Here is a 13291-nt window from a genome sequence, read left to right as displayed (position 1 = left end):
TTGAAAAGGTTTGGTGAGTCTTTTGGCCGCCGTCGATGCGACGGATCGGTCGGATTCATGGCGGACGCTCTATTGCGCCCGCTCGATTGATCCCGGTCTAAAGCGGTCCGCCTCGGCGCCAGAAGACCTCGATTTCCATGTCGAGCCGATATCCGCCTTCCGAAGCTTTCCAGCGGCGGGCGATTTCCTTCTTCAGGGCCTTGAGGCGCTTTTTGACCAGCCCTTCGGGTTCGACATCGGCCAGATACGAGAGGCGCAGCACGGAGGGTCCCTTCTGCAGTTCCTCAATCAGGTGGTCGACCTTCGGCTCCCACTGGAGGCGCAGCGTCGTCTGTTCCGGTTCGAAGACACCGTCGGCGATATCCATGGTCACCACGCGGTGAATCGTGGCGCCGAAAGGGAAGCGCAGCGCCTTGCCGCGGGTGGCCCGCTGAACCCGGGGATTTTCGGTGGTCAGGCGATAACCGGTGGGAAGGGTGCGGTCGTCGAGCTTGAGAATGAAGTTGCTGCCGCGGTCTTCGTCGGGAACGACGGCGCAGGTGATATGGAAACGGCCGTGCTCGTCCGTGGTGGCGATCAATCCCCGCGCCGTGACCACGCGAACTCCGGCGAGCCCCTCTTCGCCTGCGTCCTGCTCCCCGTTGAGGTTGCGGTCGTCGAAGACCTTGCCGATCACGTCGGTACAGTCGAAGGTGGCATCGGGAGTCACCCGCACCGTGGCGGTCGCTTCGCCGGAGGCGATTCCGCCGCCGGCGGTGCTGATCACCTGCGCCCGGTTGACGTATTCCCCTTCGGATACGCCGGCGCCGACCACCAGCAGGAGCTGGATCGTTCGGGCCGAGCCGACCTGCAGTTCGAGGCCGTCCCAGAGCAGTTCCCGGCCGCTGATGCGCGGCTCCAGGGGAGCCCCGTCGAGGCGGGCGGAGCCGGGGACGTATTTGAATCCCGCCGGGAAGCGATCGACGATGCCGATATCGTAAAGGGGGACGCCGAAAACGTTGTTCACCCGGATGGTGTAGGGGACCAGTCCCCCCCTGCTGACGTTGATCAGGGCCGCAGTCTTGGTGATGGCCACCGCCGCATCCATTTCCGGATCGAGGGGGATGGGGTTGTTGAAGATCTGGCTCTGGCCGGGGACGGCGCCGTCGCTCAGCGTCAGGTGCAGGTAATAAGCGGTCCCGACCGTGCGCGGGGGGACGGAGAGGGGCGGCACCGAAGGCGTGGCCGTCGCTTCGCAGACGCCGGCGGGACTCGGCAGCGCGTCGCCGGCGCTCCCGGGGCAGGCGGGGACGGAGAAAGGCGCCGTCGAGTCGTCGCTGGTCGGGGGGATGATCTTCGAGGGGGCCGCCAGGTAACCGGTGGCCGGCGGCGTCACCTGGATGAGATAGGCGCCCCCCGCCGGGCAGGAGCCGTCGCTGAAGTTGAGGTCGAACTTGTAGAAGCCGTCCTGCGCCGTCAGCTGATTCTGCTGCGCCGGGTCATCGAAGCACAGGCCCGGCAAGGGGGCCCCGGTCGCCGCGTTAAGGAGCGCCAGGGAGGCGCCGGCGACGGAGGTCCGCTGGACCGAGTCATAGACCGCGCCGTTGGGGGAAATCGGCAGATTCAATCCCTGCAGGTTCCCTCCCGAGGGGACAAGGATGCCGCTGATGCGCTGCGGACCGTTGGTGAAGGGGGAGGCGGCGGTGCCGAGAGAGGCCGTGGCGGGGCCGGCACCGGGGGCCAGGAAGCGCACTTCATAGGGCTGCGTCGTCCCCTCGTTGGGGACCAGGCCGCTGAAACGATAGGCGCCGCTTTCGTCCGAGAGGACCGTGGCGAGACGAAGATTGTTGCGATAAATCTCCACCGCCCACCCGGCAAGAAGCGGCTCGTCGCCGTCGTCGAGCCCGTTGAGGTTGGCGTCGTGCCAGAGGCGGCCGTTGAGGCTTGCACTCCCCGGCGTGCCGCCGAGGTCGAGGGATACGGAGGCGGAGGCGCTCTGGGCGGGGGTGTTCCAGCGGACCAGGGCGGTGTTGCCGAGAGTCGTCCCCATCGCCAGGGCGGGGTCGATCCGCACCCGGAAACGGACCAGGGCGCCGGCGCCCGGCGCCAGGTCGCCGTAGAACGCGGCATAGTCGGCGGTGAGGACCGAACCGGCAAAGCTCACCCCGGCCGCCGCGCCGTTGAGGGTCCCCGAACCGGCGACATAGCTCACCTGGCTCCCGAGGGGAGCCAGATCGTCGGTCACGACAACGGCCGTGGCCGGGAGGGAGCCGATGTTGCTCACCCGGATGACGTACTCGAGCTCGCCGCCGGCTTCGGCGATCCCGCCTCCGACGACCAGAACTTCCTTGGTCACCGAAAGGAGCTGCACGTCGCCGACCACGACGACGGTCGGCTGGTCGCCGTTGGCCGGCAGGCCGTCGGCGTCCGTCGGCTCGGCCGGCAGTTCATTGGAGGTGACGCTCGCCTGGTTGCTGATCAATGTCCCCGTCGGCACACCGGCATTGACCTGCAGGTCGAAGGTGATTTCGGCGCTGCCGCCGGCGGAGACGATGCCGGCGCCGGGATTGTCCGAGGAGGTCACCGCCAGGCCGGCGATGAGGGGGGAGACGCCGCCGTCGGCCCCGAGGGGGGCGCCGTTCACGCGCAGGGAGTCGGCGACATAGACGGTATGGGCCGGGACGGTGTCGGTAAGGATCACGCCGGTGGCGGGAATGGCGCCAAAGTTGCTGATGACGATGGTGTATCGCAGCACATCCCCGGGATCGACGATGCCGGCCGAGCCGAAGTCCTGCTGCAGAGCCACGGTCTTTTGGGCGCCAAGGAGGGGGAGATTGCCGACGACGTTGCGGGTCGGGTCGAGAAGGACCGCCGTCGCCGGGTCGTCGGAGGGGACCTGGGGGAGCGGGCCGCTGCCGACGCCAGCGGCGGACAGGAAGCCCTGGTTCTCGATGATCAGGCCGTTCATGGCCGAGAGGTCGACAACCACGGCGAAGGTCACCGTGGCGACATTGGCCGCACCGGCGGCCGTATCGGCCCGCAGGGTTCCGGCCGTTGCGTTCTCCGGCGCGTTGAGCGGCAGCCCCGATTGCAGAGGGCTGACGCCGGGACTCGGATCGGCGACGACGGTGCCGTTTAAGGTGGTGCTCCCCGCCGCATAGACGGTATTGGCGGGGATGAAGTCGCGCAGGGTGGCGTTGACCGCATCCTCGGTGCCGACATTTTTGACGGTGAGGGTGTAGCGAAGCGTCTCGCCGGCCTGCAGCGCCGGCCCCCCGGTCATCACCGTGGAACTCTTCCAGACCTCGAAGGCCGGCGACGAGGTGATCAGCGTCTCCGTGGGGTCCTCGTCGCCGAGGATGGCGGGATCATCCAGGCCGTTGACGTTCGGATCGTCGCTGGAAAGGGTGTTGGGACTTGCGGTGACGAGCTCGGCCTGGTTGAGGACCGTCGTGGCGCTGGCCAGAACCGGCGCCAGGCGGATATCGAATTCCACGACCAGGGTATCGTTCGCAGCGCCCTGGGGACCGATGGCGAGGTTGCGGACATCCACCTGGCCGGTCCCTTTGGAGCCCCCGGCGGCGCTGGTGGCCGTAATGTCGGCTCCAGCCGGGACGCTGACCAGGGTCAGGGTGCCGGGGGAGAAGGCCGCGACGGCGTTCAAGGCATCGAGCTCGTCGACGATGGAGAGGGACGAAAGCCCCACCGGGCCGGCATTGGTGAGCTCGAGGGTGTAGCGCAGGGTGTCGCCGGGGGTGGCGTTGCGCCCCGGAACTTCCCCGGTGGTCAGATTCGCCACACTCTTTGTGAAGACCAGAATCGGCGATTCGGTCACGACCGCCTGGGCATCCTCGTGGTCGAGAGTCCCCGGAGTGCCGTTGGTGAGGGTGCGATCATAGGTGCGCGGAACGACGCCGACCGCTGCGGCCGGGTCGGCACTCTGCCACCGGGTCACCCCGGCGACATTGGTCAGAGTGCTTCCGTTGACGGTCTGGGGGTCGAGGGCGGCGTCGTAGCCGATGATCAGACGCTGATCGGAGGCCAGGGGACCGGCGGCTGGAAGGAGGGTCAGGCTCCACTGGCAGGCCGGTTCGGCGGTGAAGCTGACAAGGAAGTCGGTCCCCGGCACCAGCGCCGCGGAGACGGCCGTCACCCCGTCGGCCTGGAAGAACTGGGCGCTGACATTGACCGGAGCGCCGCCGCACATCCCCCCCGAAGGACCCTGGGGGAGGAGATCGGTGACGGTCGGAGTCCAGGCGGAACCGGACCCCGGATTGTGCACGTTCAGAGTAAAGGTCGCCGGGGTGCCGAGCTGCACCGTCGCCGGGCCGCTCTTCTCCAGGGTGAGTCCGTCCGGCCCGACGATGGTCATGTTGCCGGTGGTGTCGGCGGCGCCGGGAGCCCGGGTCGCCGGGTCGTTAGCGAGGCTGTTGTAGGTGTAGGAGGCGCTGTTGGAAAAGAGGAGGCCGCTGACGTTGACCGGCGTGTCGGAAAGGACCACGGTGATCTCGAGGACGATCTGCTCGCCGGCGGGAATATCGATGCCGCCTGCCGGGTCTTCGATCACCAGGGCCGTGGCGTCGCCGGTATTGACCGGCGTCCACGGCAGGGAGCCGGAGACTCGGGCGACGGAAACAAAACTCAGGTCGGCGGCCGAGGCGCTCAGGTCATCGAGGATGCGCACGTCGTGCAGCGCGACGGGGAGGGGCGCGGCGGGGACGGTGATGCGGTAGGAAAAGGGCTCGCCGACGGCCGCTTCGGGGAGCGCCGGGTTCTCCTTGTCCAGCGCCCCGGGGGTCGCCGTCGTCAGGGTGGTGGTGGCGACGTTGGTCGGGCCGTAGATCTCGCGCACGCCAGTGACGCCGCCAAGGGTCGGTGCCGCCTCGTCGTCGAAGGAATGGTAGAGGGGGACCCGGGCCTGGTTGGTGAGGGTGAGCCCGGCGCCGAGGGCGCTTTCGGCCTGGACCTCATAGACGATGCGCAGGGTGTCGCCGGCGGGGATGGCATAGGGACTTCCCGCGCCGGTGTCGAAGTTCCACAGCGCGACGCCGGTCACGGCGTCGTAGGCCGGGGCGAGATTCGGCAGGACGGTCCCGGACGTGAGCTGCATGCCGACGACGGTGATCCCCGAAGCACCGCCGCGCAAGCCGGCGGGGAAGATGTCCTCGAGGACGACGTCATAGGCGGGGGCGCTGCCGCTGTTGGTGATGTCGACGGTGTAGGTGACGACCTCGTCGGCCGCCAGCACCGTGTCGCCACCGGCGGCGACAGCCGATTTGGCGACGGCGAGGATCGGCTGCAGGAGGGCGATCGTTTCGTCATCGGTGACCGGCGCCGCCGCTCCGCTGGCGGTGTCGTAATCGAGGCGCACCGCATTGACCAGGGACATCGCTGCGAGGTGCGGATGCACGGCATTGAGGACCCGGGCGCGGTAGACGATGACGAAGACGTCGTTGACGGTGCTGCCGTCGGCGGCGTTGACGACATCCCCCAGCGTCCAGGTGACGGTGGTCGGTCCGGCAGCGGGGTCGCCGGTAACGACGATGGCGGAGTTATCCAGATCGGCATGAACGAAGGGGGCCGCGGCGGCATAGGGGGGTGCGGCATCGCCGTTGACGCTGACGATCCCGGCAAAGGCCAGTCCCCGCGGGAGGGTGTCGGTGAGGACCAGGCCGGCGTGGGCCCCTTCCTGCAGGCCGAGGCGCAGTTCGTATTCGACCATATCGCCGATGCGCACCTCCGCGTCGGCGGCGGCGAAGGTATCGAGGATACGGGTCTTGGTCAGGGTGGTGCTGTCCGGTACGGTCAGAACGGTTGTAGCCGGAGCGGTGAGATAATCGTTCCAGGCCGGCGTCTCCGTGCCGTTGCGCTCGTAGGCGCTCTCGCCGTCGAGGCCGGTCCAGCGGCCGACGGCGCTGTTGCTCAGGAGTTGGTTGGCCAGCACGCCGTCGAGAACCCGCACCTCGTAGGAGAGGGTGACGACCGTCCCTTCAGGAAGATCGATATCGGCGGTGCCGCTCTCCAGGCTCCAGAGGAGGTGCTGGGGCGCGGTCGTCCCGTCCCCGGTTTGCTGCGGAGCGCCGATACTGTTCCCCGCCCCGGTCACCGCGGCGTTGCCGCTGTAGGCCAGGCCCAGACTCAGGTTGTCATCGACGCTCAGGTCGAAGGCGTCGGCGAAGTCGTCCCCGAAAATCCCCCCGGCGGCGGTGAAGGAGAGGGTGTAGCGGAGGATATGGCCGGCCTGCGGGGGGGCCCCCGGAGCGGTGACATTGTCCACGGTCTTGGCCAGAGAGAGGAGCGGCTCGACGATGCGGATCGGCGCCGTGGTGTCGCTGCCGCCGCCGAGCGTCGCCCCGCCGGGGGTCTCGGCGTAGGTATAGGTCGCCGAGTTTGTGAAGGCGACGCCTGAGGTCGCGCCGGCGAGGTTGCGCAGGCGCGTCCGCACCTCGATCACCGCCTGTTTTCCCGCCGGGATCAAATCGAGGGAGAGGCTCAGCTGGTTCGCAACGGTGCTGTTGTCGGCGAGGACGAAACCGTTGCCGCTGACTTCGCTGGCGCCGAGGAATTCCAGGTTGTCGTTGAGGATATCGGTGACGGCGACGTCGTACAGGGCCCCGTTGACGACGGTGGCGGGGACGGCGATGCGGTAGACGATCTCCTGGCCTATGGCCGCCTCGCCGGAGGCGGGAGAGACGATGGTTTTTTGCGGCGGTACGGTGGTCGCCACATTCTGCAGACTGAAGGTCGCCGGCCCGACCGGTGCGTAAAGCTGCCCCGACTGCGCCGGCAGCGACCAGTACTCGTCGAGGGTGGCGCTGTTGGCCCAGATCTGGTTGGGGCCGAAGTCGGTGTGAAAGGCGATGTCGTAATCGATGGTGACGCACTCCCCGGGGTACACCGGGGTGTTGAGGCGAAAGGCCAGGGTGCCGCCGCGGGCCGCAGCGGGCGAGTAGAGGTAGTCGCTCCCCGCCCCTTCCACCGCCGCCGACCCGTTGATGACGACATCCGGCCGCCCCGCACCGTTCACCGGCCCGGCGATGCTGGTCTCGTCGAATTGGCCGGCCAGCGTGTCGGTGATCAGCACACTGTAGGCCGGGGCCTCGCCGGAGGCGTTGCAGGCCTGAAGACGGAAATTCATGACGTCGGAGGCGACATCGACGAAGGTGCCGCTGGGGCGACCGCTGCGGTCGATCTTGGTGATCGCGGCGATGACCGGCTGGCGCAGCGTCGCAGCGGCGCCGTCGGCCAGGGGGGTGGAGCCGGCATAACTGAGGGCGGCGCCGTTGGTCAGCGTTGCGGAGGGGACCTGGGGGATTCCGGCATCGGACAGGATGCGCGCCCGATAGATGATTTCAAGAGTCTCGGTGGTCGGGTCGCCGAAGGGGTCGTTGACGATGTCGCCGAGATTCCAGGTCAGGGTTCCGGTCGCACCGGGGGCCGGAAGGCTGGCTGCGGCAATCGGCGCATAGACGAAGTTCGAGCCGGCGCCGGAAGCCGGCGGGGCGTAGTCGGCCGCGGCATCGCCGTTGATGCTGAGGGTCTCGACAAAGGCCATGCCGGCAGGGAGGAGATCCTGCACTGCCACCGACCGGCTCAGCCCGCCGCGCAGGGTCAGCGCCAGGCGGTAGGTCAGGGTATCCCCCACCCGGGCGACGGCATCGACGGCGGTGCTCAAAGGCGGGGTGTCATAGGAGTCGGCGAGGAGCGACTTGGCAAAACTGCTGTCGTCGGCCGTGGGCGTGGCAGTAACCGCCGGGCCGGCGCAGTAATCGTTGGGCGCGCTCCATGCAGGGCATCCGGCGCCGGTGCGCTCCAGGGGATCGGCGCCGTCGAGGGAAGTCCAGTCGGCATGGACGCTGTTGCTGAAGGCGCTCGAGAGCTCCCGCACCACCGCCTGGTAGGTCAGGACAAGAGAGGCTCCGGCGGGGATGTCGAGGCTGTCGTCGCCGTTGTCCCGTCCCCAGACCAGGGGGCCGGCCGGGGCATTGAGCGGAGCGGCGACGAACCCCGAAACCGCAACGCCGCCGATTGCCGCCGTCGCCGTGAAGGCGGGGTAGAGCTCCTGGCCGGCCGAGAGGGTATCGACGAGATTGACGTCGAAGGCCGTGGCGTTGCCGGAGTTGGCCAGGGTGATTTCATACTCGAGGAGATCGCCGCCGCCGGCGGGGTCGCCGGGGAGTTTGCCCGCCGTCACGTTGCGCACCGTCTTGGTCGCCGTCAGCACCGGTTCGACCACGGTTACGGCCGCAGTCCCCTCCGTCAGCGCCTCGGAGGCACCTGTTTCGCCGTTGCTGTAGTTGAGAGTAACGGAGTTCTGCAAAGGGTCGCCGCTGTCGGTGACCAGATCGTTGTTGACCCGGGCGAAATAAACAATTCGGATGAGGGGATTGACGGCGCTCAGGCTCGAATCATCCTCGGCGTCCGTGACGACCGTGCCGATATCCCAGACGGCGCTGCCGGTCGTTTCGTCAGCCGGGAAGGCGATGAAGGCCGCCTCGGCGGGGGGGAGGCCGTTGATGGTGGCGATCCCCTCGAAGACGTAGCTGACATCGAAGGCCGCGTTGTTTTCCAGGAGGTAACTCAGGCCGGCTGCGTCGAGGCTGTCGGTGATGCGGACGCCGGTGCTCACCCCTTCGGGGAGGGCGATGTCGATCTGGAAGCTCCTGTGGGCGCCGATGGCCGGGATCGCCGCCGGCGTCAGGTCGGTCTTGGCCAGCGAGAGGGCGGAGACCGTCATCTGGGCGACGGCCGTCGTTTCGTAGTCGTTGATGGCATCGCCGCCGTTTGGGAGGGCGCCGGTCCGCATGCCGGTGGCGCTGCCGTCGGCGCCGATGAGTCCGGCGCTGTTGAGGGCGGTCGTCTGGCCGGGGAGGGAAGTCCAGCTCCCCTGGAGGGTGTTGTCGAGGACTTCGTGCGGCTCGACGACGGCGTCGACCTGTACGGAAAAGGTGAAGCTGAGGGTCTGTCCGGGGGCGACAGGGCGCGTCGGATTCCAGACGAATACCGGGCTGTTGGGGCCGAAGGTGGAGATGTCGACGGCATCGGGGGGATCGGTTCCGCTTACGCTCCCCTGGAGGAAGGTCAGATTACGATTGGTGAGGTCATCGAGGATCCGCAGGTTGTGGGCATCGGCCGTCCCCCTGTTGGTTGCCGTGACTGTGACCGTCACCCGGTCGCCGGCATCGGCGGCGGGAACGGCAAAGGTCTTGGTCAGCTCAATGAGCGGCTCGCGAATCTGGACATCGACCTGGCCGAAGGTGAGGACGACCGAATTGTCGGCTTCGTCGATATAGCGCGCCGTCGTCAGGGTCGCCGGATCGCCGTTGGAGAGGAGATCCCCGTCGTTGGTCGTCGCTGTATTTTCGACCCGGGCGATAAACTTCACGGCAAAATCGTAAGGAACGCCGGGCGTTCCGTTGGTCACCCGCTGATCGCCGAAATTCCATTCGACGAGGCCGTCGGCGCAGGTCGGGGTAAAGGTCCCCCCCGGGACAAAACCGGCCGCGGCGTAGGGCGCCGCGCCGAGATCGACCACCGGCGCTTCGGCGCAGGTCAGCCCCGCCGGAAGCTCGTCGCGGATCACGAAACTGCGCAACAGGGCGACCGGCAGCAGGGTATTGAGCTGGTACTCGATTTCCTCGCCGAGCGTCACACCCTGGGTGGCGGGTCCCACCGCGGGGGGCGTCTGGGAGAGGGCGATGATTCTCTTCGGCTGGGCGGCAACAGGAATGATCCGCACCGCGGCCGAGGCCGAGGGCGAAGTGTAGACACGGGCGCCGCCCAGGTCGCTGTTCGGCCGCTGCGGTGTGCTCTGATTGCCAAAATCGCCGCTCAGGCTGTCGTAGGTCGCCTCCACCGTATTGGTGAAGGTCTGCAGGGGGGCCGCGTCATCGTCGTAATCGACACGGTAATAGAGCGCCACGGACGCCCCCGGATCGATGCGCCGCAGGGCGCTGCTGTCGGTGTAGGAGAAGGTGAGGATCGCCGGCAGGCTGTTTTTGACGACGTTGTCGCTGATCGCTCCTTCACCGGCCTCATCGATCAAGCCGTCGCCGTCGTTGTCCAGGCCATCGGCGGCCAGGGGGAGGACGTAGGCGAGGTCCGTGGGGTCGAGCCGGTCGGTGACGATGAGGTCGTAGGCGGGAGCGCGCTGCACCCCGGAGCTGCTCGCTTCGTTGGTGGCGGTGATGCGGTAGATGTAGGAGCTGTAGGCATCGCCGTCGGTGGCCAGGGTGGTCCAGGGGGTACAAGCCGCACCCGTACCCGATGCAGACATGGTCTCGTTGCAGACTTCCTTGACCATGAGGATATTCGGCTCGGTGACCCTGAGGTCGACGCGGCGGATCGGCTCATTGGGATAACCGATGGTGCCGGAACCCAATGTATAGGTTTCGATAGCACCGGAGTTTTCGTTCTGGAAGACCGCATCAAAGGTCGAATTCATCACATTGAAGCTGTCGGCGGCATGAACGTTGGGAGCCGCACGGCTATCCACCGGTTTGTTGAGGAGGCGGGTGGTCACGTCGACCCGGAACCATTCATCCGCCACTTCAATGCGGTCGGCGTCGGCGACATTGAACCGCCAGTCGAACCAGCCCTCATCGACGGCATTCAATGGGTTCGGACTGCGAACGATACCCGTAATCAGAGGTGTGGAGTCGACATCGGGATCGGAACTGGCGATGTAAGCCTGGCCATCGGGCACTTGATCCACCACATCGATGTTCTTCACGGCAATATAGGCGTAGCCGGGGGTTTTGAATCCGAACCAGCCTCCCGTTTCAATATGGAAGGCGCACTCCTCGCCGATCTGCACTTCCTCGTAGCCGTTGGTATCCAAGGTAGGCGGATTGTTTTCGTTACAGGTGCCAAGCTGACTTTTCTTCAGGTTGAAACCGATCACCCGCGCCCAGGCGGCGTCGAGGGAGTAGTTGTTTGCACGATCAAGCTCACCGTCGGCACGGGCGATCGGCGCCGGAAACCAGAGGGGGGTGGCTCCACCGCTCAGGGTGATTTCCCCCACGACATCGGCTCGAAAGGTGAGGTCGTCCAGGATGAGCCGGGAGGGATTGGTTGTCTTGAGTACGTTGAAATTGTAGGTAACGGTCTGCCCCGGGCTGATGGTGGCGGGCGAGGTGCACTCATAAACGGTCGCCGTCGAGGGAATGGCGATGGGATCAAGGGCATCCTTGATCCAGACGTTCAGCGGAGCAGGCTGCCATTGGTCGGGCACGGCAGGCGCAGTCCCTGGCGGATGAACCAAACTGCACCCCGCCGGCGCGCTGACCACATCCATCGTTGTGCCAAAGGTGGCGAAGACATGGTAGTCACGGGCATCGTGGCCACCGTTATTGGTCACCAGGACTGGCAGAGTCAGTGTCTGGGTCGGATCGTTGGTCAGGATGAATACGCCGCCGCCGATGGCGATATCAAGATCCTCCGGGTTGGCGGCAATGACGGTGCCAGTCGGGTTGCCGGTGCCATTTCCGGTCAGGATGAGAGTCTGGGTCCCCTGGGTCGGGCAGAAGGTGTCGAATTTGACCTCAAGGGTATTGGTCAGCGGCGTCTGGTAGGTCGGATCCGTGCCGGATACCGGATACTCCTCAGGGGTGACATCAAGGTTGGCATTGCGGTCATAGTCATTGGATTTGATCAAGACCACACCGAAGGTGATCGTCAGCACATCCCCCTGACGCATCATGTCCCGATAGGTCGTACCGCCGTCGGTATAAGACGTACTGCTCGAGAGCTTGAATTCCGGCGCCTTGTTGTTGAGGTATGATATCGGATCGCTGGTGTTAATCGGGAAGGTGCCCGGCGCAGGATTGGTCCAGGCAAGGGTATCGACCCGTCCATTATAGGCGCCGTAGGGGGAGGTGACGTTAATGGTTGGGACATAGGTCGGGTCTACCACATACTCGACCGGCAGCGTATCCTTGAGGTGGTAGGCCAGGGTATCGGTGAATTTCACACTGCCGCCGGTATTGTTGGTGGTGGTGATCGTCATCGTGCCCCTGGTACCCACCGGTTGACCCGTGTTGGTGCCGGTGAGTCGCCGATTCACGGTCAGGGCGGCGTTGACAACGCCGTAACGGCCGATCAGGTTGGTGGTGGCGAAACCGCCCGTTGCACCGCTCGAAGTCTGGCTGATTCCTCCATCGGGAGGAGAGTCGACCTCGCAGCCCCATTCAATATTCGACAGGGTATTCGTTCTCGTGACCGAGCAGGAGGCGTCCGCCGTCAGTTTCCCCACCAGATAGATGGAGGTCGTACCATTATTGGCCGGCGCATCGATGAAAGTGGACGGCTCATCGTTGGCAGGGTTGCCGAAAGGATCATCAACGGCAAAATCCTGGATCGAGTTGTTCACTGGCCGGATCACACCGTCTTTGTCCCGATAGGTGGCATAACACGCGCCGGGGCCTGCGCCGTTCGCATTGGCCACAGCCGTTGCCGCGGCGGCAGTGGTGCAGACGTAATTGATTTGCATATTGCCCGGCACCATGGTGTCGTCGAAGATCAGGTCCTCCAGGGGAGCACGGCCTCCGTTAACGAACCGGAGGCGCCATATCATGTCGTCATTGTTGTTCCCGTAGACTGTGGTCGTCGCTTGTCCTTCGGTCTGCGTGGCGTCGACGTTCCAGCCGCGCTTGCTGACACTTGGAGCCGGCTCGCGAAGGGGCAAAACCTGGTTCCCGCTGCCATCCGTATCCTGACAGAAGAGAAGGGAGGTATTTTCATCAATGGCATCGTAGGAGAGTGAGGCCGAGAACTGGTAGTTCGCCGTCGAAGAGATCAACCCTTCGTCCGACCGGTAGACTTCGAAATCGACATACATCCAGTTCGACGACGCGAAGTTGCGTCGAGAATCAAGGGGGCCGCCGAGCGTCCAGGTGATTGTCGATCCACTGATATTTTCGTTGACGATTATAGGGGGAGTGCCATCGCTGACAGCCACAACAGACGCACTCCCTGCCACATAGGTCATGCCGGCGGGAAGGGTTTCGGTGATGACCAGGTTGGTGAGATCGTTGTCACGGTCATAATTGTCGACCACCAGCCGAACGGTACTCGGCCTGGTAGCCGTACTGCAGAGCTCGGCCCAACTCAGACTTATGTCGGTGCTATGCGTTATGGAGGCTGTACCGGCAGGGCAGGCAGCCCAGGCGCTGTGCCCAACCAACAGCAAGGCCATGGCACAAAATGTTGCATTGATAAGTAGGGTCTGAAGTTTTGTCACGGTTTCCGTCAGCAGCATGAGTCAGCTGCGAAGTTGGTTTTCGGTCGATAAAAAAGGAGCCCCCATCTTCAG

General features: G+C 65.6%; 1 protein-coding gene. It reads right to left on the bottom strand.

Features of this window, described 5'->3' with window-relative positions:
• Positions 1–97: 97 nt before the first annotated feature.
• Positions 98–13036, bottom strand: a complete 12939-nt coding sequence (locus tag DSOUD_RS02125) for an SdrD B-like domain-containing protein (protein WP_053549449.1) — start codon at positions 13034–13036, stop codon at positions 98–100.
• Positions 13037–13291 lie beyond the last annotated feature (255 nt).

The sequence above is a fragment of the Desulfuromonas soudanensis genome, from assembly GCF_001278055.1.
GTDB lineage: Bacteria > Desulfobacterota > Desulfuromonadia > Desulfuromonadales > WTL > Deferrimonas > Deferrimonas soudanensis.
The sequence above is the reverse complement of the archived record's forward strand: the minus strand, read 5'-3'. Positions and strand labels throughout refer to the sequence as shown.